Genomic DNA, 21046 nt, shown 5'->3' with positions numbered 1-21046 from the left:
CGACATCGCCGGGTCCGGTGACAGCAACGCCATCTGACGTCGATGACTGCTACCTCCGGGCCAGTTCCATGAGCGATGCAAGATCATTGCGAATGGCCGTCGCCGCTACCGCGGCCTCGCCCATGGCGTGGCTGATCTGATCCAGTCCCTTGGCCACGTCGCCAGCGGCGTACAAACCGGCGACGGTCGTTCGCTGATGGGCATCGATGACGAGGCAACCATCTTCGGTAGCCTCTGCGCCGAGCGAAACGGCGAGTTCGGACCGGATGACGGAGCCCAACGCCGGGTAGACGCTGTCAAAGCCAAGCGCCCCGGACGGCGTCGGCACGAAAAGCCGATCACCGTCGATCTCGAGCGGGCCGCATGGTCCATCGACAAGCTCCACCCCTAGACGCGCAAGTCGCTGGCGCTCATCGCTGCTGAGCGCATGAGCCGCGTCTGGCGCGATCAGCGTCACATCGCGCGTATATGTGCGCATGAAGACCGCCTCGTTGTGCCCATGAGCCCGCGTCCCGATCACGGCGATCTTCCGATCGGTAACCTCGTAACCGTCGCAGATCGGACAGTAGCGGAGCAGTCCTGTCTCCAGCGCTTTGGAATGAACGGCCTCGGCCATGCGGGGCCGGTTGTTAACGACCCCTGTCGCAAGCAGGACGGACCGGGTTTGGATCTCGCCACCGGCCAGCGTCGCGACGAAGGACTCGCCGTCCTTTCGAAGACCCGCGATCTCCGCCTCGCGGACTTGCACGCCAAATTCTTCCGCCTGCGTGCGCATCAGACCGAGGAGTTCGGTGCCACGGATGCCGCCCGGGTAGCCGGCATGGTTGTGCGTTCGCGGTATCAACGCCGCGCGGCTGTTGCCCGCGTCGACGATCGCGACCTTGAGATGGAAGCGGCTCAGGTAGATCGCAGCCGTCAGTCCGGCTGGACCGGCGCCGACGATCAGGACATCGCTGACGCCTGTTGGGGCGTTGACCTGTCCGGTCACCTTCAAGACGTCACTGATAGCCGCCCTCCTTGCGCTCTTCGGCCGCCTCTTCCTGCGCCTTCTCCAAGGCGTCCTTATCTTGCTCTTCGCTGGTCGGCTCGGACGGTGCGTCGTTTTTCGGGTCGGGAATCATGGTGGGCCTCCGGGATAAGTCGCAGTTCAACGAGCGGAGTCGTCGGTCAGGCCCAACGAATAACGTGCGCGCCGGTGCTTGATCGAGATGCTGCCATAGTACGGTCGCAGGCGTTCGTCGGACGCTGCTCCGATCTGCATCTGGCCTCCTAGAGCCAAGCGACGCGCACGGCAGGCACGCAGGCGGCATATGCAGCAATCACTGACGTTCTCGCGCTGCCTCGGTCTCCTCGGGCCCGCCGTCGACGTCCTTGAGATCGGTCCGCGGGCTATCGTCCGCCTTGAGCAGCTCATATCAAGCTTCGCGTGAATGGCATGCGTATCCCGGTGCTCGGCTCGCTGAATGAACAGTCATGACCTCGTCGCTCTCGTCTCGACGCTGCCAGTCAACGTTTCGCGCTCAAGCCCTATCCGCGGATCGGTGAGGATGACATCGGTAGTGAACGGGCGCACTCCCCTGCCGTGCCGCGCCCCTCAGACAGCAACATTATGACACAAACGCCGGCCTGACCAAGATTGGGGGTCGTCGCTGCTCATCCGGCTGCTTTCCTGATCGTCGTCGTTTATGCCGGCGCCTGTAAGCCTTGCACATCCGGAAGCGCGTCGGCCTTGGGCAGATCAGCCCCCCTGAGGCACTCCCTTCGAGAAATTGATTTAAATCACGTAGCGGTGTTAAGATGCGACGTGGACGGTGCCGAACTTGATGCGTTCGCGGCGCTCCTTCGAAAGCTCAATCGCGTCTGCGCGCTATCGGAAGCCGACGAAGCGACGATCCGTGGTCTGCCATGGTCGATCGAGAGCAAAGTGGCTCGTTCGATTCTGATCCGGGAGGGCGAGCACGCCGCGCTATGTTCCGTTTTGCTCGATGGCTATGTCGCTAAGGGCAAAACGGCTCTTAACGGGTCCCGCCAGATTGTCTCATTTCACATGCCGGGCGATCTGCTTGATATTGAGCATGTGTTCTTCCGACCCTCAGATCACAACCTCCATACAGTGACCAACGTGGTCGTGGCTCGCGTGGCGAGGGAGGATCTACGCAGCGTCACGTTATCCCGCCCCGGGCTCGCCGAAGCGTTTTGGTGCAGTTCCTTGTTGGATGCCGCGATTTATCGACAGTGGCTGCTCAATGTTGCGCGCCGCAACGCAAAGAGCAGAGTGGCTCACATGCTTTGCGAGTTCACGGTGCGCGCAAGCATGGCAGGGCTCGGATCACCGGCGGCATTCGAGTTTCCAATGACGCAAGTCGAGATCGCACATGCGACCGGGCTTACGCCGGTCCATCTTAACAGGATCATCGGCGATCTGGCTGAGCAGGGACTGATCGTCCGCAGGAAAGGCCGGCTAAGCATCGGTGACTGGATTGCAATCCAGCGCACGGCTGGTTTCAAACCAGCATATCTGGAAACGAATGCGCGCGTGTTGCTCGTCTAGGGCGCGGTTAAACCATCAATGGTGTCCAGCAGGGCGTTGATTGCCTCAGATTGCCCGGCGGCCTCCGCTGCGTGCGCCTCGTAGGTTTCCAGAAGCTCTTCATGGACTGATCGCACCATACACGACGTCTCCGCGACCTTCTGTCGCTCCTCGTCGGCCCGTCGAAGCATGAATGCTCCGTCGTCTTCCCCACGTCCGAAAGCTGATCGGGGATCATTAGCCATGGGGGTTCCCCGCGCTGACGTCGAAGGGAGGACGCTTGCCGGCTCGTTGATCCACGGCCTTGCCCGCACCGCCCTGTAGCCGATGCCCGGTCTCAGCGGCAGCCTCGGGAGTGAACGAGATCATGATGCCATCCGGCCCTTCCACGAGCACTTCGCCAGCCTCGGCACTGACGTCGCTCGGCGTATTGTGCGCCTCGGTTCGCTTCATCCACCGTCTCCTAGGGTGCGGGAACGCATAGATGCTCAATCGGATGCGACGCTGAGGCCCATCTTTTGTCCAAATTGCCGGCAACCCATCTTCGGCGCGCTGAAACCGGGGATTGGCGATGTCGAAGATCGAAGAGCTGAACGCCGAGCCGAATTTCAGCGAAGAGTTCCAACGCTCGTAATCCTCTGGCGCAAGGATCATGAACATCGCCCTCGGATGTATCACGCCCGCGATGCTTGCTTGAGGAAGGGATTCAAACCATTCCGCTCGCCGGCGCGTTAATTAATAGCGGAACTATAGTCACGAGCAATAGATCACGTTCGTCGGTCACTTCGATCCGGAAGTCCCCCTCATCGAGGATCGAAGGATCGGCTTCCATGCATTGGGCCAAGAATAATATCGCATGTTGGCGTGTTCACTCGGTGTGGACGCCGCTCACATCCGGGGATCCTGCGTCGGGTCTGAGTTCGATCGCGCTCCTCGCCGGCCTTCAAAATCTACTGAGCAAGATTTGCAGTTGGCCCGTCGACCAAGCTCTGAGGCGATCCGCCTCGTCGAGAACGCGCTCGAGATATGCTTCGGAGCCAGCTGGCCTGATCAAACGGGCCGGCGGGCAATTCCGCAGAATCACGATACTTTCACGGTCGGATTGGCAACGCCGATTCGGAGCGGCGGGGTGAGGCCGCTCTGCCCGCCGGCGCATTTGGTCCCCATGCCAAGCCGGCGGGCTTTTACAGGAGCACGGCGGGCCGAATACCGTCGTGCTCCTTACCTATCGAGCGCGGTGTATCGCTTCGGGTCCATCGCCGATGCGCGGAGCTCGAGCGCCTCAATGCCGGGGACGAGCCCACGCATGGCCGTCTCGCGGTCCATACTTATGACGGTAGATCAGATGGCTGGCTGCTAAACATATCGACGATCCGAAGGATGCGGCCGCGGCGAGGCAGCGCCACACCTGACGCCCCTGCGGGCCAGAAGTTTCGGCTGAATTCAGACGTTCGCGTGAACGGAACGCGGCCGATAGGCTCCGTGCAGCGTTACGACCGAACTAGCCCGATAATATAGCGCCGAACGCAGCGAGGGGATGAGACGGTGGGAATGCAGTCGGACCAGCTGGAGAGCCGCATCCTCGCGAGCGCGACCGACTTCGCGATCATCAGTCAGGATCGGGACGGATTCATCACAAGCTGGAGCCCGGGCGCCGAGAATCTTCTAGGCTGGCAGCGGCATGAGATGATCGGTGCCAACGCGGACCAGATCTTCACCCCGGAGGACCGAGAAGTCGGCGTTCCCGCCAGTGAGATGGCGCGCGCCCGGCTCGATGGCCGGGCATTGAACGAACGCTGGCATGTAAGGAAGGACGGGACCCGTTTCTGGGGATCCGGGCTGATGATGCGATTGCTGGGGACGGACGGACAGTTTGACGGCTTCGCCAAGATCATGCGCGATCGCACCCAGGAGCGCGCAACCGAGCAGCGTTACAACGCGCTTACGGCAGCCATTCCAGGATTTTTGTTTATCGCGGACGGCGATGGACATCTCACCGAGACCAACGAGCTGTTCCGGACCTTCACCGGCCGTAGCGACATGGAACTGAACGGTGATCACTGGCTCGAGGCCGTGCACGAAGATGATCGGCAGGTGACGTCGGATCGGTGGCGCCAGTCAATATTGGATGGCAGCCCCTACAGCGTGCGACTGCGCTTCCGCGCCAAGGATGGGCTATATCGCTCCTTCATGTGTCGCGCCCTTCCGGACCGGGATGACGACGGCCACATTACGCGTTGGATGGGCACCTGCCTGGATGTCGACAACGAAGCGCGCGCGCGGACGGCGCTGGAGCGCCTGACCGTTGCCCTAGAGCATAGAGTCACTCAGGGGACGGAGGACCTCGCGTCTGCGATCGAAAGCCTGCAGGCCGAGATGGACGACCGGATGAAGGCGGAGGAAGCGCTTCGCCACGCGCAAAAGATGGAAGCGGTCGGACTGCTCACCGGGGGCGTCGCGCACGACTTCAACAATCTCCTCACGGTCATCCGTGGAAGCGCCGAGCTGCTGAGGAAGCCGAACCTCGCGGAAGATCGACGCGCCCGCTATCTCGACGCGATCTCGGATACGGCCGACCGCGCCGCGGCGCTGACGGCGCAACTGCTCGCATTCGCGCGCCGACAACCGCTCAAGCCGGTCGTATTCGACGCCGTCGCGGCCGTTCGCGCTATGGAGCCGCTCCTAATGGCAACCCTTGGTAGTCGGGTCTCGTATGACTTCGATGTGGAGCAGCCGCCTTGCCTGCTGTTGGCCGATCCCAGTCAGTTCGACACGGCGATTCTCAACCTGGTCGTCAACGCGCGCGATGCGATGGGTGGAAGTGGTCGATTGAGCATCGCGATCGGCAAGACAGACGTCATACCCACGATCCGCGCGCATGGTCCGCGCACCGGCGAGTTTGTCGCGGTTGCGATATGCGACTCTGGACCCGGCATTCCCGACGGCAGCCTCGCCCAGATCTTCGAGCCATTTTACACGACGAAGGGTGTGGGACAGGGCACCGGTCTCGGGCTCAGTCAGGTGCACGGATTCTGCAAGCAGTCCGGCGGCGACATTGGTGTGGCTAACCGCAGCGAGGGCGGAGCCATATTCACGCTCTATCTACCAACTACGGGCAAGCAGGTTGAAAGCGTCACAGCCGCTGAGATCCAGCCCGCGGCCGCTCCCGGCGAAGGTCATGGTCTCATACTGATCGTCGAAGACAATGAGATGGTCGGCCGGTTCGCGACGGATCTCGTCGAAGATCTCGGCTATTCGGCACTGCTCGCACCGAATGCGCGTGCCGCTCTCGAAATCCTGGGGGATCGGGCCGGGAGCATCGATGCCATCTTCTCCGACATCGTCATGCCCGGAATGACCGGCATCGAGCTGGCACAAAGGGTGCGTGCGGAATATCCCGCGATGCCGATCGTGCTGACCAGCGGTTACAGCCACATCCTCGCCCAGGAGGGGAGCCACGGTTTCGAGCTTCTGCAAAAGCCATATTCGGCAGAGGGCCTTGAACGCGTCTTGTCCCGGCTGTTGACCCTCAGGACCGACGGTTAAAACCTAGCGCGCAACCGTGACCTAGTGGCGGACGACAAGAATGATCCAATCCAATTCGCATCGTCAGCGCAGCCGTCGCGAGGTTTAACAAGCGGTGCCGCGCAGACCCTCCAACGCCGTTCACGTTCGCATGCGCGGCTCTTTCATTGTGCAAGCTATACAAGTAGCTCAGACACATAGATAATGTCGGCGCGTTTGTGGACCTATGCGTCGTAGGAAGCACGCTTACCGAAAAGGGTAATGGCCGTGGTTCCCGAAATGCCGATCGCGCACACTTGGCAGCCGGAGCATCTGCGCCTTGCCGTGACGGCGGCAGGCGTGGCCCTTTGGGCTTGGAACGTCGACACTGATCTGTTCACCATGGACGAACGCGGCTTCGAGCTTTGGGGCTTGCCGTGGAGCGATGCGGTCACGTTCGAGGAGCTCTCGGCGCACATCCATCCCGCGGACCGCGATCGCGTTCGCGCCGCCTTTGCCGCCACGAGGGCGGTTCTCGGGCGCTACGAGACCGACTTCCGCATTCTGGTGGGCGGGGAGATCCGATGGATCGCGGCGCGCGGACAGGGCGAGGACGTCGGGATCGTCGGCCGCACCATGTTTGGTATATTCCTCGACGTGACTGGTCGGAAGCAGGCGGAGGAGAGCAACGAGCTTCTCGCAGGCGAGATGAGCCACCGGGTCAAGAACCTGCTTACGATAGCGTCGGCACTCACGGCGATCACGTCGCAGTCGACGACCAGCAAGGAGGAGATGGCGCATCGGTTGACCGAGCGGCTGACCGCGCTCGGGCGTGCGCACGATCTCGTCCGCCCGCTACCGAACGGCCAAGGACACGCGGCGTTGTTGGGCGATTTGATCTCGGTCTTGCTGGCACCCTACGATGATCTGGGGGCATTTAAGGGCCGCGTTCGCGTGGCAGTCGAACGGATGGGCGTCGGAGAGAACGCGGCGACCGGGCTCGCCCTTGTGATTCACGAACTGGCTACAAATTCCATGAAATATGGCGCTCTATCGGCGCAAACTGGAACGCTTGACGTATCCGGCCAGACGGAGGGAGCTCACATCGTGCTGACATGGCTCGAGCGAGGAGGGCCCGCCGTCACCAAGCCCGAAGCAGGCGCCGGCTACGGCAGCAAACTGGTCCGCCGCAGTGTCGCTGCCCAGCTGGGCGGCACCATCGATTACGACTGGTCAGAGAGCGGCCTCATCGTGCATGTCCGAATGGAGCGCGATCGCCTGTCGTCTTGACAAGCCCAGATCCCGGGCCGCAAGTCAGGATCCATGTTCGACTTTTTTTGAACGACCGGCCTGCCAAGTGTTGGCGAGGATGGCTTGACGCATTTAAGACTGTCGGAGCCGTACATCCGCCATGGTCGTAGCAGGGCTGTTGATCGCTTCAGGCCGCATTGGCCCCCGCGAGTCACAAAGGCTCGACATCAAGGCGTCTTGTTTGGCCGCATCATCAAGGGTGGAGGGTCCCGCCCTGGTGAACTTTGATACAAAGGTCCGGCCGCTCCCCGGATCGCCGCTGGTTGCCCAATGATCGTGTAGAACCCCAGGCCGATCAGCGCGGCCGCGGCAAGGACAATGCAAGCTAGCAGAATCCAGCATATTTTCCGATGCCTCGGCCCCATGGTCACGGTCGAGCATCCTTTATGGCAGTCGCCTACCGTAACCACGATCGTCCGCAGGGCAGACAACATGGATCAAGAGCGGCTGAATCATATGAGCGAGCGGATTGGGGCGGAAGGGGCGCGCGTATCGCGCCTTTTTTGGCCGGCTCAGGCGTTCACGCTATGAAGAGGGCCAAAATGTCCTTGGCCAGACGGGCGGGTCGTTTGGTCGCCGCATCGAGACAGCACCAGCTGCTCTTGACCTCGGCCAGCACCTCCTCGCCACGCTTGAAGAGCGTGGTGAAGAAGGTGCGTGCGCCTTGCGCGCGCTCAGCAACGACCTCGGCGATGAGGCCATCATCTAGAAACGCCGGCCGGCGATAAGTGATCTCGTGTTTCAGGGCGACCCAGAGGTGCGACGCCACAGCCTCGGGGGGCGCGACCCGTTGCCAGTAATCGACGACCGCTGCCTGCACCCACTTCAAATAAACCGCGTTGTTCACGTGACCCATGAAATCGATGTCGTCCGCCAAGATGCTGATCGGGAACTCGTAGATGCGGTCGGCGGCACTGGACATGGGATTGGGTCACACTTTGGGGGAACGCCGGATCAGCCTACGCCGCTGACCCAAAAATGGCCAGCGCCCGACCTTTACGAAACACCATGCGCGCCGCGGGAACCGTCCTCGCACCCATATGCGAGCGGCGATAATTGGCCTGCCACAAAGCGAGGTGTGGCCTGCAAAGACGGCAGCACAAGCGGACTACCGATCTCGGGCTCATGCTCGCCGGCCGTGGCGGTGATGGATTTATTGCGATCGGCCTTGATGCGGATGTCGAACGCGCGGGAATCGCACGAGATCTGCCCAATTCCCTTAGAACTCGAACTCCGTGGGCTCCGACTACGCCCGCCAGTCTCGGCGTCGCGGTCGGAGGGCAGGCGAGGATTTGGCCGATATCATGGCCCGGCGGACATCGTTTGTACAAGGCGAAGGCGGCGAGGCGCGATCGGTTGCCATAGAGTGAGCAGGCTCCGGCGCCTGAACAAATCGAGGGTATCGACTGGCGCGACATCGCGCCCCTCGTCGGGCTGGCGGGCCAATTCGCGTAAGCGCCGATTTGATGAAGGCTCCGCTGTCCGGTCCGCGCGTTCAACCGCTAGACCCAACCGGACGACCTCAGGAGGACCGATGACGGACCGGCTTACGATGCAGGACCCGCGCGACCAATACCCCCGCCCGCCCTTCCCGAAGCAGCCGCAGCCTGCTCCCGGCCTCGCAGCCGAAATGGACCCGAAGCCCGATCACGGGGAGGAGAGCTATCGAGGGTCGGGCAAGCTGACTGGTCGGAAAGCGCTGATCACCGGTGCGGACTCGGGGATCGGGCGAGCCGCCGCGATCGCATTCGCCCGGGAGGGCGCCGACGTCGCGATCGTCTACCTCCCTGCAGAAGAGCGCGACGCCAAGGACGTCGTGGCGTTGATCGAGGCGGATGGGCGAAAGGCCGTCGCACTTCCCGGTGACGTGACGGACGAGGGCTTTTGCCGCTCGCTTGTGGCCGATGCCGTCGCGCACCTTGGCGGGCTCGACATTCTCGTCATCAACGCCGGCCATCAGCAGACGCGCGAGGACATCTCGCAGGTCAGCTCGGCAGACTTCGACGTGACGATGAAGACGAACCTCTACGCGCTCCACTGGATCACGCAGGAGGCCGTTCCGCATCTGAAGCCCGGTGCATCGATCATCATGACAGCCTCGGTTCAGGCCTACGATCCGTCGGCGTCTCTCCTCGACTACGCTACGACCAAGGCTGGCATCGTCGCCTACAGCAAGGCGCTCGCCAAGCAGATGATCGAGAAGGGCATCCGCGTGAACGCCGTGGCGCCAGGCCCATTTTGGACGGCGCTTCAGCCGAGCGGCGGCCAGACGCAGGAGAAGCTCACGAAGTTCGGCGAGGCCAGCGCGTTCGGCCGGCCTGGCCAGCCGGTCGAGATCGCGCCAGTCTACGTCCTTTTAGCGTCACAGGAGGGAAGCTACATCACGGGCGAGGTCTATGGCGTGACCGGCGGCGCGGGCATCGCGTGAGCGTCTCGATGGGCACAGGCTCGTGCGGCCGAGCATGCGCGCCCGTCGGTTTGCTGTCGAGGCGCGCATCCGCGGAGACGTGACGATGACGGAAGCACCCTGGGCCGACGAGGCGAAGACGCCACCCATCGACTGGCGTGTGAGCGCCGCGCTCGAGAACGTTCCGCGCGGCGATGGCGATGTGGCGGACGTGACGTCTCTCGAGGGTGCGGTCCGCGCGTGGGCGCAGCTTGACCCCGAGCACCGCACGGCGGCCGTGCTGACCATTGAGCACCCGCTACAGATCAATGGCGCCGCGATGCTGACCTTGTGTGGCGAAGGCATCGCGGTTCTCGTGGAGCGGCTGCCGTCAACCGGCGAGGGACGCTAGAGCATGGCAGTAAGCGTGCGCTTCGAAGCCGGCGATTGGCAGTGGCTGCCCGAGCGCGAGGGCATGTTGTTCGTCGGCGAGACCGGGATGGGACTGGTCGAGTTCTTGATCACGATCGAGGCGCTGGCAGAGCTGTTCGACCCCACCGTCGAGGCGATCGACCGCGAAACCGCGATCGAAACGTTCATTGAATACGAAGCCGACATCCACAGGATCGCGCATCGCGAGTTCGTCAGCCGTCTGGGCGGCGAACCACCGATCTTGCTGACCGCTGCCGACGTCGCGGGCTGACGGTCACCCTTTCCGGTCGACCGCAGTGCGGCCGGTCAGCCTGGCTAGCGTGACGGGTGCGTAGTCGTGAACATCCACTCCGATATCATATTGGCGCGGCATTGCCTTCAGGCGGCCGTGGCTGTGTCCATGGAGGTTGATCGCGCCGCGATGCTGCCCGTTCCAGCTCCTGAAGGGATAATGGCACAGAACCAGCTTCTGACCGTCCACCTCGATCTCGGCGTAATCCTGCACACTCGTCCACCCGGACGCCGCGAGCGTCCCCTCGGGATCGTTGTTGCCACGGACGAGGTGCTTGCGACCCGGAAGTTTGGCGAGGATCGCCGCGACATCGTCGGCTCGCCGCGCGAAGTCGCCAAGGTGCCAGACGTTGTCCTCGGGACCAACGCTCTCCTCCCACCGCGCCAGAAGGACGGCGTCCATCTCAGCCATATTCGCGAAAGGCCGCTTCCAGATGTTGATCGTGCGGTGGTCGCCGAAATGGGTGTCGGCGGTAAAGTAGGTTGTCATGTCCAGTAGAGGATCTGAGCCGTGGGGAGTGCCTCGCCGATCCCTCGCTCGAAGAAGCTGCGTAGGGCGCGCATCGTCGCTGCGTCGTAGACCTGCTTCTCGGTGCCGAACTTGGTTCGCTTGGTCGTTCGGTTGGCATCGGTCATGTCGAGCGCCGATCCCGGATAGCAGCTTTCCAACATCGCCTTCGAACCCGCATTGAACCGATGCGTGATGAGCTCGACGGTGAGGTCGAGTGTCGGAATATCTGCGAGCGCCGCCGCGGCGTCCTCGATAAGCGCAATGTATGCCGCCTCCCAGCCTATGGCGGCAATGATCGGCGCAATCGTCAGGCCGACCGGATAGCCGGCAAGCGCCATGCGCCGTAGCGCCGCTAGCCGCGCTGCCACGGGGGAGGTGCCACCCTCGAAACGCGCGAAGGCAGGCGGATTGATCGAGGCGCGCATCCGGGTGCGTCCGCCGTGCTCGAGGCTCAGCAGCGGCTCGACGTCAGCAAACTTCGTCGTGAAGCGAAGCTGCGCGTCCGCGTCCCAGCGGCCGAACCAGGCGATCGCCGCCGAGAGCGAGCCGGTCAGCGGCTCGAGCGCCAGCGGATCGGTGTAGCAGGATGCCTCGAAAGTAGTGCCCTCGTGAGCGCGCATGCGGCTTCGCGAGGTGATCGTGCCTTGGCCCAGATAAGCGGGAAGGCTGCCGAGGATCTCCTCAAGGTTTGCGTAGACGCGCGTAATCGGCGGCCCCTTCAGTGATCCGGCGAGGTAGCAGTAGCTGCAATGCGCCGGACAGCCCTCGGCGAGGTCGACCCGCCAGTCGGCGCTCGGCGCGATCGGCTGCAGCTTTAGCTTCGACGGCGGTGCGACGACCACGGCCAGCGTCGCCTTGGCCTCGGCATAAGCGCGGCGAGGATCTTCGGGCAGGTCGAGCGAAAGGCGATCGCTGGTCAGTTCGATGATCTCAACGCCGGTCTCCGCGGCACGACGCGCGATCTCGCGGCCATGCGCCCAGCCGGCGGCAGAGCGCGTCAGCAGCAGCCGCCTCGGGAGCCACCGCCGTTCGGCTGGCAGGATAGGGGCTGTGCTCACCCCCTCTTAACGGCTCAGGTCGTGGCGCGTTCAACGACCATGAAATGGAACACCGGGCCACCTCCCACGCGTTGTTGCGCCGCAGCAAGGGGTTGAAATGACGACGGTATCAGAAAACGCGATGGCGCTATGGATGTGGCCGCTCAACAGTCTCAGCCTTCTCAATGACATGAGTGAGACGGTTTCAAGCGCGCACAGCGTGGTTGTAGCGAGGCTGCCGACGATCGCCGATGCCATGCGGCAGCCATGGACGGCCGACCATGTCGAGCTTTCGAAAATGGTGTCTGAAAAAACATCTGCCTTCGCGGTATCCGGACGAGCCGTGACGGCGGCCGGCGAAACCCTGCTCCTGGCTGCCGAGGCGAATATGGCGGTGATGGGCCGGCTGTTCAGCGGCGCCGCGCTCTGGCCGTCTGACTGGATGCGGATCGCCGAACAGAACCTCGCGGCCACCGCCGCCGTTGTGACCCTCCCGGCGCTCGCTTTGGCACCGATCCACCGCACGGTCGTCGGGAATGACAAGCGCCTCCGAAATCGGTCCGCTGCTTTGCAGACGCCCTGAGCTGGATCCGGGTCTCCAGACGAGCCTGCCGTACCAGCTCTGTCCCGCGGCGTGTTCCAGGCGGCGGATCGTGGTCGTGCAGTGGACGGCATATCCGTTTTCGCCTTCATTGGCCGCTTCCGCCCGGTCGGCCATCGTGATCAGCCCTTCCTGCGGTCGCATGACCTGATTCTTGCGAGTCCACGGACGACCATCTTGGCATCGCGGACACAGCGTCGATGGCGGCACGGCCGCTCAGGACGAACGGCTGGTCCGGGCGGACCATGACGCATGATGCTGTGACCTAGCTCGCTATAGCCAGCTGGAACGGTAGGCGCCGGCGGCGGAATGAACAGTGAGCCTTCCCGAGGGTTATATTCTTCAACCCAGAGAAACGGACCTGCATGGCAAGTGAGATCGAACTGAAGCTCGACGTGAGCCGGGAGGCGGCGCTCGCAATCGAAGGGTCTCCCTTGCTCGTCGGCGAGCCGCAGGTGATCGATCAGCGTGCCATTTATTTCGATACGCCCGAAAATGGGCTCCGCAAGGCCGGTCTGTCGCTCCGCATTCGCCGATCGGGTGAGCAACGCGTCCAAACCGTCAAGGCCGCCGGCGGGGGCACCGCGGGACTGTTCGCGCGTGGCGAGTGGGAGTGCCCCGTCGACGGCGACCAGCCTCGGCTCGACGAGACGAACCCGATCCGTGCCATTGTCGGCGATGCGGTCGAAAGGATCGAGCCGCGGTTCGAGGTGCGCATCGAGAGGCACCTTTGGATGGTTCAGGAGGGCGCTTCAACGATCGAGCTGGTGATCGATCGTGGTGAGACGATCGCCGCCGACCGCAACTCGCCGATCACGGAGATCGAGCTGGAACTGAAGGAGGGCGCTGCCGCCGACCTCTTCGCGCTGGCTCGGCGTCTCGATGCGCGGGCGCCGGTGCGTCCAGGCGTCCTGACCAAGTCCGAACGGGGCTATCGTCTCTCGGACGAGGTCCGCTCTTCGTTCAAGGCCGAGCCTGCGGCTCTGGATGACGGCATGACGTCGGCGGAGGCCTTCCAACGCATCGTCTACGGCTGTGTCCGCCATTTCAGGCTGAACGAAGCCGCCCTCTTTCCCGACCGAAATCCCGACACGCTACACCAGGCACGTGTGGCGCTGCGGCGATTGAGGTCGGCCTTTTCGATCTTCGCCTCGATCGTGCGCGGCGCAGAAGCAGAGCGGCTGCGGGGACAGCTGCGCGGGCTTGCGGCCGATCTCGGCGACGCGCGCAATCTCGATGTGCTGCTTGATCATACCGAGGCTGGGTCTCTGCGCGATCGAATTTTCTCAGCGCGGGAGGATGCTTATGATCGCGTAGAGGCGGTGCTCGCAACGCCGAGCGCCAGGGCAACGATGCTCGACCTGTTGGAGTGGACCGCCGCGGGGGAATGGCTCCGGAACGAAGCGCTGGAGACCGATCGATGCAGGCCGATCCGCGCGCATGCGGAAGGCGCGCTCAACCGGTTTCGCAAGAAGGTGAAGAAGGACGGGCGCGACCTGCTCACGGCGGACGACGAGACGCGTCATGAAGTCCGCAAGGACGCCAAGAAGCTGCGCTACGCGTCAGAGTTTTTCAAACCCATCTTTCAGCGCAAGCGAGAGAAGCGGCGCTCCAAGAAGTTCGTCGCGGCTCTAGAGGAATTGCAGGAGCAGCTCGGGGGCCTGAACGATCTCGCAACAGCGCCAGAGGTGCTGAGGCTCCTCGACCCAGGCGGACACGCCGCGGCAATAGCGTCCGACCCCGAGCGGAAGGCACGTCTGATTGAGGCGGCGGACGAAGCCTACGACGACCTGATCGACGCCAAATGCTTTTGGCGGTGATAATCCGGCAAGTGTCTTGGAGCGTGGCGTCCGGGCTATTGAGATGCTTTGCCTGATCCAATCGGGCCAAACTATGTTCGGCGGCTCGCGCCGTAGGATCGGCTAACCCCGTGCCAGAGGCATGGTCAGGCAATGGATCCCACCGCCACACGCCGAAAACTCGGAGATGTCGAACGTTTCGACCCGATACCCGCTTTGCCGGAGAGCCTCAGCAACCCTCGGCTCCCGATCGCTCGTGAAGATCGTCTTTCCGTCGATCGACACCACATTGCAGCCAAGGCGGCGCGCCTCCTTGTAGGAAACGGGTATGACCTTGATGCCGCGGTCTTCGAGCTGATCCAGGAATCCGTTGTCCAGCACGTCCGTGCATGCGAGCGCGGTGGCGTCGTCGAGCATACAGAAGATCGTGTCCAGGTGGAGGAAGTGCGGATCGAAGCGGTAGGTAATTACCTCCCAACTCTGCTCGCGAAACAGGCGGGCGAAGGCGTCAGCCCCCCGCTGGTCGGTCCGGTCGCCTGACACGCCGACGATGAGCAGGCCCGGCCGTGCGACGCAGACGTCGCCGCCCTCGATGAAGCCGTCTGTGATGCGACGTGCCGGGACGCCGCTGATGCGCTCGATCGCGGCAGAGAAGTGCTCCACCTCGATCGAGCGATGCGGCATTGCCGGGTTGAGCAGAACGAGGCCCCACGGTGTGGTGGCGGCGACGTCGCGCGTGAACGACAGGTCCGGCATGTCGGGCGCGGCGGGTATGACGTGGCATTGCACCCCGAAGCGCTCGAGCGCCCGCTGAAGAACGCGGTGCTGCCTGCCGGCCAACTCGGTATCGGTTTGGAAGCCATCGCGCAGCTTCTCGCGCGTGACGGAGCAGCAGGGCACCGGCGCAAGATAAGACGGCGGGCATAGAACCACCTCCCGCAGACGGGCAGTGTCGCCTATGACCTTAGGAGACCCGTCGCGAGAGTGAATTGGGACGACGATGTCGTCAAAAACGTTGAGCTTCATAGACTTGGGGCAAAGCGCGGCGACCCCGATAGTTCCATAGCGGCCCTTGTTCTGGCCGGCGCGGCGAGCATCGGGCAGGCTTTACAGAGGGGATTTAAGCCGCAGACCAGATCCTCACGGCGAGCAGAGATCCTGCTTTCCTACAGGTCCACGAATATGCGATCTGCGATTCGGCGGAACGAAAAGGGAACGATATGGAGATGAAGGTCGTCTCGCGCGGTTGGCCGGATAGGCTGGGCGACGTGGAGGCAGTCCAGCGGCTGCAGACCCTGTGCCTTGGTGCATGCGACGGGATCCAGGATCTCGCAGACGACGCGAGATACAAGGCGCTTCGTCGCTGCTTGCTGGCACGAGCGAATCTCCGTTCCCTCGCGCCCAGCTTCGTCGCGGCTCAACCCAATCTCCCGGCGCTGGTGCGTCATCTGCGAGAGGAAGGAAATCGCCAGGATCGACGTGAGCGGGTCCGCGCGGAGTTTGCGCTACTGAGGGACGAGGTTGCAGAGCCGCCCTCCCAGCGCTCAAGTCGCTGGACCGGGCGCTCGACGCTGCTCGAGCAATCCGCCGTCGTGCGCGCGCTCGCGCCGGCCGCGCTTGACGCGCTCGAACGGCTGATACGCGAGGAGGAGAGGTCGCGCGACAATGGCGGTCCGGTCGATGCAGATCGGGATCAGGCGCTTTTGCAGCTGCGCGCACTTCATGCGGCGCTCGGCGAACTGATCCGGCTCGCGCGCTCGGAGAAACCTCTGGCCGCGGCCTTGGAGCGGATCCGGACGCTTCGGCAGGAAGCCAAGGTCACGGTCGGTCGAGTTGCCGCCGCGGCGCCGGTAACAGGCTCCGTTTTGCTTGCGTTTGGGACGGTAGCTGGCATCGCCGACTTCTTCGTGGGAAGCACGGTGATGTCTGTTGCGGCGGGGACGTTGGCGGGAACGACCGTCAAGGATGCCTTGCTCAAGAGCCGGGGCACGGACGACTAGGTTGCACGCGCAACCACTCATGCTTTCCTGAGCAGTATCCGGGATCATGGCTGAATACGCCGTGGCGGAACGGCTCGGCGTCCTTCCCGTTTCCCGAGCACGAAGACGCCGTAGTTTGAAGCAGAGGACTATCTGATGACAGAGAAGAAGGGGCACGGCAGCGCCACCGCGCAGAAAGCGAACGCTAAGGCCGCCGAAGCCGGCGAGAAGAACCCGCGCAAGTCTTCTGCCGCGCAAGCCGAGCTTGGCAAGAAGGGCGGCAAGACGGCCGCCAAGAAATAGCGGCTATCGGCGGGAACGCTCGCGACGAAAGAACCGAAATGGGGGCCAAGACGCAGGCCCGAGCGATGGTGGCGATGGCCGCGCCGCCTACGTGACGCGCATGGTTTTCTCGCACCTCGTCGATCCGCCCAGGCTTGTCCCAGGTGGCGTCCTGTTCACCATGGATATGCATGATCTGCAGCGGACGGTTTGCGTCACGGACGCCGCGCTTGCGATCTTCGCGCCCGCGCCCACCAACCCCGCGAACGGCTGCGCTACGTCATGGGAGAACATCGAGGCCTTGATCGTCATAGCGAAGCGCATGGCCGTCTCCATGTTGCCGGAACTGGTGGTCATCGACGCGGCGGCGGCCCAAGCAGGTCGGACGGCTATCGTTGGGCAGCGGTGAGGGCCGCATCACTCGGCGCCCGGCTTTCGTACGTTTCAAATCTCGGCGCGCCGGACTCACGGAGTTATCCACAGAGGATCGCCGCGTCCTCGATCGAGACCCGCAAGATCCGGCTCGGCCGGACGTTTAATCGACTGTCGGTCCGCGTCCCCGCGCCCGGCATTGGGGAGGAGCGCGGCTGGGTCTCTACGCCGCGCTCCGACCGGACAGGCTGACCTCATGAAGCTGGCCTCGTGCTCCTGCTCAGCGTCCTCACGTACCATTCTGCATAGCAGGTGTTCTTCGCCATCCGTCGGTTGAGGTCGGGCGCTCCGTCCGTCCACCAAGGAGGTCCGCGTTCACCGAGCGCGACCTTGGCCCTGTCTACGGCAGAATGCGCCGCGATTTCTGCGGCGCCATCGCCAGCATGTCTTGCCAATGCCACCGCGCGGCGGGCTGCCATCAGTTCGTCGACGAGCGCCTGGCGCCCTTCAGTGGGGAGATGCGGGTTGGACGCGCGCCACAAGCGACCGCGTACGACGATATATCGACCGTCGGGTGTCACGGGCGGCCCGGACGGGTCGCCGGTCTCATCGGATGCCGGCACGTTACCGCTTCCTGCGCGTGGCCTTGGCGTCGCCGAGTTCGATCCAGGTCGGCGCGTGGTCGCTGGTCTTCTCCCATCCCCGGACGTGACGGTCCACTTGAGCGTCCTTCAACCGTTTTGCCAAGTCCGGACTCAGGAGCAGATGATCGATCCGCAGCCCCGCGTTGCGCTCGTAGGCGTGCCGGAAATAATCGAAGAATGTGTAGATCGTCTCGTCGGGATGGACGGTGCGAAGCGCGTCTGTCCATCCCTGGTCGAGCAGCCGGACGAAGGCAGCGCGCACTTCGGGCGCGAACAGAGCATCTTCGAGCCAACGCTCGGGCTTGTAGACGTCTTGCTCGGTCGGCATCACGTTGAAGTCGCCTAGCAGCACCACGGGCGCGCCGCTGGCCATCAGCCCGGCGGCATGCTCGATCAGTCGCTCGAACCACGCGAGCTTGTAGTCAAATTTCGGGCCGGGACGCGGATTTCCGTTGGGCAGATATAGCCCTGCGACCAGGATTCCGTTCACCGCCGCCTCGATGTAGCGGCTCTGTGACGGGTCGGGATCGCCGGGCAGTCCACGACGGGTCTCGTGTATTTCACCTACTCGGCTCAGCATCGCGACACCGTTCCAGCGCGGCTGACCGTACCAGACGACGTCGTAGCCGAGGTCGCGGATCGCCGCCTCTGGAAACTTGTCTTTCGGGGCCTTCAGCTCCTGCAGGACCACGATGTCCGGCTGCTCTTCGGTCAGCCAGCGCAGGAGCACCGGCAGTCGGCCGTTGATGCCGTTCACATTGTAGGTAGCGATTTTCATTCAGAGGTCCGGCAAGACCTGGTCAGCCCGGCCCCAGTTCGCCAACGCCTTCGATGCGGACCGTTTCAGGAGCTCCGCGGCGTCCCCGACATGCCAGTGTGCGGGGCTGTCGATCGTCTCCATCTCCTTCCAACTAATGGGGGCGGCGACGGGGGCACCGGCCCGGGCGCGGACCGAGTAGGGCATCACGGCCGTCGCGCCGCGTTGATTGCGGAGATAGTCGACGAAGATCCTCCCCTTGCGCTGCGCTTTTGGCAGCGCGGCCGTGAAGTTTGCGGGATCGACTTCGGCGACCGCCTGGGCGAGCCGGTGCGCGAAGCTCTTCACCTCGGGCCATTCGGCCTGCGGCGTGAGCGGCGCGACAACGTGGACGCCTTTGCCGCCCGTGACCATCGGGAAGGTCTCCAGACCTATCTGCTTCAAAATGTCCCGGAAGTGGAACGCGGCGGAACGCACCGCCTCGAAGGTAAGTCCTTCGTCGGGGTCGAGGTCGAACACCAGCCGGTCTGTTTTTTCCACAGCCTCAATGCGGGCGCCCCAACCATGGAATTCGATGGTGCCCATCTGCACGCAGGTCAGAAGACCGTCGGCGTCATCGATGTAGAGATAGGGCTCCTCGTGACCAGCCTTTTCGCGGATCGCGACCTGATGGACGCGTTCGCCGAACATTCCTGCGTCATGTTTCTGGAAGAAGCATTTCTTGGAGCGCCCCTGAGGGCAACGTACGAGACTGATCGGCCGGCTGCCGGCCCACGGCAGCATGATCGGAGCAACGGCTGCATAGTGGTCCGCAAGCTGGCCTTTCGTCGTGCCGCCGTCCGGATCGATCACCCTATCACGATTGCTGATCACAACGCTCGATGTCGCCGCCGCTTCGATCTGAGCGACGGACGCTTCCGTCTCGATGACGACCGCTTCCGGCTTTTTATCCTCCCGCATCCCCAGATAGCTCGGGTGGCGGAGGGTCCCTTCCGTTGTCATCTCGGTGAAGGCGATCTCCGCAACAAGCTTCGGCCTGATCCAGTGCGCACCCCTAGCCTCGGCGCGGGGCGCGGCGACCGTAGCCTCTCGCACCGCAAGCGGCTCCATGATCTCGCCAAGCCGCAGGATCTCGGCATTGTCGAACCCGGTGCCGACCTTGCCGGCGTAACGCAGCTTGCCGCCTTCGTTCACGCCCAGGATCAGGGAACGGAAGCCCCGACCCTTGTCAGACTTGGTCCAACCGACGATCACAAACTCCTGCCGGCAGATGCATTTGGTCTTGAGCCAGCTACCGTTTCTCGAACCGACATATTTGGCGTCGGCGCGCTTGGAGATGACGCCCTCGAGCCCAGCACCGCAGAACTTGTCGAACAGCGCCTCGCCTTAGCCCACGATGTGATCCGAATAGTGGATCACGCCATCATGGCCCTTGAGCAGTGCCGCTAGTTTCGCTTTGCGCTCCGTGAGCGGGCGGCCGGTCAGGTCCTCGCCATCCAGATGTAGCAGGTCGAACGCGTAGTATTCCAAGCGCGCGGGCGCTCCCTTTATGGCCGACTGAAGGGCTTGGAAATTTGTGCGGCCGTCATCGTCGATGACGACGACCTCGCCGTCGATGAGCGCCGACCTCGCGGGCAAGCTCAGCGCGTCTGCCACGATGGCATCGAACTTGTCGCTCCAGTCCAGCCCCGACCTCGTGAAGGCATGCGCGGCGGAGGCACCGACGCTGAGAAGGCACCTGTAGCCGTCAAACTTGAGCTCATGCAGCCACGCGTTCCCCACGGGGACATGATCGACGAGCTTGGCAAGCTGCACCGGCTGGAACGGCGGCGCGGCGGACGCGCCGGCGCTCCCGTCGTGGCTCTTGGCGGATCGCGTTCGGGCCATGGTGTCAGGAGCGCCATTCCATCGTCAGAAGACGCGGTCGACGACAAGTCGTTCCCGTCGCAAGCCGGCTACGGATGGATGGATCCGCTCCTCGCGACGGCCGACGACGTTCCTTGAGCGGGAACTCCTGAATGCGTTCGGGGATTCTGGATGCGGAAGAGGAGTTGGTCATGGCGGACGACAAGACGAACACGGGCGGCAACGACCGGCGGCAGGTCGCAGGCGAGGAGCCCTATGAAGTCGCCTACTTCGCGGACAAGCATGGCATAAGCCGCGAGCAGGCGCGCGAGCTCATCGACAGGCACGGGAACGATCGCGCCACTCTAGACGCGGCCGCCGAGAGGCTCTCGGCCTGATATGAACGTCGCGAAAACTCCCGCGATCGAGCGCATCGCGCGTGTTCTGGCCGGACGCGAGCTGAGCGCGAACGCGGCTGGAGCCGAGATCTCGGCCGGAGATGGCGTCGATGCGACCTGGCCGGCGCATCGCGAGGACGCGATTGCGATCCTGCGAACGCTACGCGAGCCTGATGGGGCCATGGTCGCGGTGGGCGACGTCGCTATCTGGGAACGGATGATCTCGGCGGCTCTAAGGACCGAGCTGCCGGATCGCTCTGCGGACCGCGGTGTCGCGGACCTCCCGCTCGACCTGGGCGCCGACCCCTTCGTCCAGCGCCCGTGACCCGCGCGCCGGTCTCGCTCGCCAAAGCTCCGATCGGTATGC

General features: G+C 63.6%; 24 protein-coding genes. 13 read left to right on the top strand and 11 right to left on the bottom strand.

What is annotated here, in order from left to right:
* Window positions 1-49 precede the first annotated feature (49 nt).
* Both Q4F19_RS07005 and Q4F19_RS07000 read right to left on the bottom strand, forming a co-directional pair.
* A complete protein-coding gene (locus Q4F19_RS07005) occupies window positions 50-994 on the bottom strand; it encodes an NAD(P)/FAD-dependent oxidoreductase (RefSeq protein WP_303541083.1) in 945 nt (314 codons plus the stop codon).
* Between the two features lie 4 nt (window positions 995-998).
* Entirely contained in the window at window positions 999-1121 is a 123-nt protein-coding gene (locus tag Q4F19_RS07000) for a hypothetical protein (RefSeq protein WP_303541082.1), read from the bottom strand.
* A 683-nt stretch (window positions 1122-1804) separates the two neighbouring features.
* On the opposite strand from Q4F19_RS07000, the gene Q4F19_RS06995 reads away from it, so the two are divergent.
* Entirely contained in the window at window positions 1805-2551 is a 747-nt protein-coding gene (locus Q4F19_RS06995; RefSeq protein WP_303541080.1) for a Crp/Fnr family transcriptional regulator, read from the top strand.
* Here Q4F19_RS06995 and Q4F19_RS06990 read toward each other — a convergent pair.
* On the bottom strand, window positions 2548-2721 hold the full coding sequence (locus tag Q4F19_RS06990) for a hypothetical protein (RefSeq protein ID WP_303541078.1): 174 nt from the start codon (window positions 2719-2721) through the stop codon (window positions 2548-2550). The genes Q4F19_RS06995 and Q4F19_RS06990 overlap by 4 nt on opposite strands.
* Window positions 2722-2767: 46 nt before the next feature.
* Complete coding sequence (locus Q4F19_RS06985) at window positions 2768-3190, bottom strand: hypothetical protein (protein ID WP_303541076.1); 423 nt, start codon at window positions 3188-3190, stop codon at window positions 2768-2770.
* Between the two features lie 891 nt (window positions 3191-4081).
* On the opposite strand from Q4F19_RS06985, the gene Q4F19_RS06980 reads away from it, so the two are divergent.
* Together Q4F19_RS06980 and Q4F19_RS06975 are read left to right on the top strand one after the other, a co-directional pair.
* Window positions 4082-6076: a hybrid sensor histidine kinase/response regulator gene (locus Q4F19_RS06980; protein WP_303541939.1), complete on the top strand. Its 1995-nt coding sequence runs from the start codon at window positions 4082-4084 to the stop codon at window positions 6074-6076.
* Window positions 6077-6316: 240 nt separating this feature from the next.
* Window positions 6317-7324 (top strand): sensor histidine kinase, encoded by a 1008-nt coding sequence (locus Q4F19_RS06975; protein WP_303541074.1) that lies wholly within the window; start codon window positions 6317-6319, stop codon window positions 7322-7324.
* A 541-nt stretch (window positions 7325-7865) separates the two neighbouring features.
* Here the strand turns inward: Q4F19_RS06975 and Q4F19_RS06970 are convergent.
* Entirely contained in the window at window positions 7866-8267 is a 402-nt protein-coding gene (locus tag Q4F19_RS06970) for an acyl-CoA thioesterase (protein ID WP_303541072.1), read from the bottom strand.
* A 612-nt stretch (window positions 8268-8879) separates the two neighbouring features.
* Here Q4F19_RS06970 and Q4F19_RS06965 point away from each other — a divergent pair.
* The 3 genes from Q4F19_RS06965 to Q4F19_RS06955 all read left to right on the top strand — a co-directional run bounded on the left by Q4F19_RS06965 (window position 8880) and on the right by Q4F19_RS06955 (window position 10434).
* Window positions 8880-9773 carry an SDR family oxidoreductase gene (locus Q4F19_RS06965; RefSeq protein WP_303541070.1) on the top strand — a complete coding sequence of 298 codons (894 nt, stop codon included), beginning with the start codon at window positions 8880-8882 and terminating at the stop codon, window positions 9771-9773.
* An 85-nt stretch (window positions 9774-9858) separates the two neighbouring features.
* Window positions 9859-10143 carry a hypothetical protein gene (locus Q4F19_RS06960; RefSeq protein WP_303541068.1) on the top strand — a complete coding sequence of 95 codons (285 nt, stop codon included), beginning with the start codon at window positions 9859-9861 and terminating at the stop codon, window positions 10141-10143.
* Between the two features lie 3 nt (window positions 10144-10146).
* Complete coding sequence (locus tag Q4F19_RS06955) at window positions 10147-10434, top strand: DUF1488 family protein (RefSeq protein WP_303541066.1); 288 nt, start codon at window positions 10147-10149, stop codon at window positions 10432-10434.
* A 3-nt stretch (window positions 10435-10437) separates the two neighbouring features.
* Here the strand turns inward: Q4F19_RS06955 and Q4F19_RS06950 are convergent, their stop codons facing one another.
* Window positions 10438-10944 (bottom strand): metallophosphoesterase family protein, encoded by a 507-nt coding sequence (locus Q4F19_RS06950; protein ID WP_303541064.1) that lies wholly within the window; start codon window positions 10942-10944, stop codon window positions 10438-10440.
* Window positions 10941-12023, bottom strand: a complete 1083-nt coding sequence (locus Q4F19_RS06945) for an SPL family radical SAM protein (protein WP_303541063.1) — start codon at window positions 12021-12023, stop codon at window positions 10941-10943. Before Q4F19_RS06945 ends, Q4F19_RS06950 begins: the two co-directional genes overlap by 4 nt.
* Before the next feature lie 97 nt (window positions 12024-12120).
* Here Q4F19_RS06945 and Q4F19_RS06940 point away from each other — a divergent pair, with 97 nt between their 5' ends.
* Both Q4F19_RS06940 and Q4F19_RS06935 read left to right on the top strand, forming a co-directional pair.
* A complete protein-coding gene (locus Q4F19_RS06940) occupies window positions 12121-12585 on the top strand; it encodes a hypothetical protein (protein WP_303541062.1) in 465 nt (154 codons plus the stop codon).
* 383 nt (window positions 12586-12968) lie between these two features.
* Complete coding sequence (locus Q4F19_RS06935) at window positions 12969-14423, top strand: CYTH and CHAD domain-containing protein (RefSeq protein ID WP_303541061.1); 1455 nt, start codon at window positions 12969-12971, stop codon at window positions 14421-14423.
* A 102-nt stretch (window positions 14424-14525) separates the two neighbouring features.
* Here Q4F19_RS06935 and Q4F19_RS06930 read toward each other — a convergent pair whose 3' ends face one another.
* Window positions 14526-15428 (bottom strand): dimethylarginine dimethylaminohydrolase family protein, encoded by a 903-nt coding sequence (locus Q4F19_RS06930; RefSeq protein WP_303541060.1) that lies wholly within the window; start codon window positions 15426-15428, stop codon window positions 14526-14528.
* A gap of 566 nt (window positions 15429-15994) precedes the next feature.
* On the opposite strand from Q4F19_RS06930, the gene Q4F19_RS06925 reads away from it, so the two are divergent.
* The 3 genes from Q4F19_RS06925 to Q4F19_RS06915 all read left to right on the top strand — a co-directional run bounded on the left by Q4F19_RS06925 (window position 15995) and on the right by Q4F19_RS06915 (window position 17072).
* Entirely contained in the window at window positions 15995-16402 is a 408-nt protein-coding gene (locus Q4F19_RS06925) for a hypothetical protein (protein WP_303541059.1), read from the top strand.
* A gap of 135 nt (window positions 16403-16537) precedes the next feature.
* Window positions 16538-16684, top strand: coding sequence for a hypothetical protein (locus tag Q4F19_RS06920; protein ID WP_303541058.1), 147 nt, complete (start codon window positions 16538-16540; stop codon window positions 16682-16684).
* A 100-nt stretch (window positions 16685-16784) separates the two neighbouring features.
* Window positions 16785-17072: a hypothetical protein gene (locus Q4F19_RS06915; protein WP_303541057.1), complete on the top strand. Its 288-nt coding sequence runs from the start codon at window positions 16785-16787 to the stop codon at window positions 17070-17072.
* A 587-nt stretch (window positions 17073-17659) separates the two neighbouring features.
* On the opposite strand, the gene xth is transcribed toward Q4F19_RS06915, so the two are convergent.
* The 3 genes from xth to Q4F19_RS21385 are packed head-to-tail and all read right to left on the bottom strand — an operon-like array spanning window position 17660 to window position 20323.
* On the bottom strand, window positions 17660-18457 hold the full coding sequence (xth, locus tag Q4F19_RS06905) for an exodeoxyribonuclease III (protein WP_303541056.1): 798 nt from the start codon (window positions 18455-18457) through the stop codon (window positions 17660-17662).
* Window positions 18458-19813, bottom strand: coding sequence for a DNA ligase D (ligD, locus tag Q4F19_RS06900; RefSeq protein ID WP_341850182.1), 1356 nt, complete (start codon window positions 19811-19813; stop codon window positions 18458-18460).
* 9 nt (window positions 19814-19822) lie between these two features.
* The gene (locus Q4F19_RS21385; RefSeq protein WP_341850164.1) at window positions 19823-20323 is read right to left on the bottom strand and encodes an ATP-dependent DNA ligase; all 501 of its coding nucleotides are present in this window, start codon (window positions 20321-20323) and stop codon (window positions 19823-19825) included.
* A 170-nt stretch (window positions 20324-20493) separates the two neighbouring features.
* Between Q4F19_RS21385 and Q4F19_RS06895 the strand changes: the two genes are divergently transcribed.
* On the top strand, window positions 20494-20679 hold the full coding sequence (locus Q4F19_RS06895; RefSeq protein WP_303541055.1) for a DUF3606 domain-containing protein: 186 nt from the start codon (window positions 20494-20496) through the stop codon (window positions 20677-20679).
* Between the two features lies 1 nt (window position 20680).
* Complete coding sequence (locus Q4F19_RS06890; protein ID WP_303541054.1) at window positions 20681-21004, top strand: hypothetical protein; 324 nt, start codon at window positions 20681-20683, stop codon at window positions 21002-21004.
* Window positions 21005-21046: the final 42 nt, after the last annotated feature.

The organism is Sphingomonas natans (assembly GCF_030546695.1).
In the GTDB taxonomy this organism is placed as follows: domain Bacteria; phylum Pseudomonadota; class Alphaproteobacteria; order Sphingomonadales; family Sphingomonadaceae; genus Sphingomonas_I; species Sphingomonas_I natans.
The sequence above is the reverse complement of the archived record's forward strand: the minus strand, read 5'-3'. Positions and strand labels throughout refer to the sequence as shown.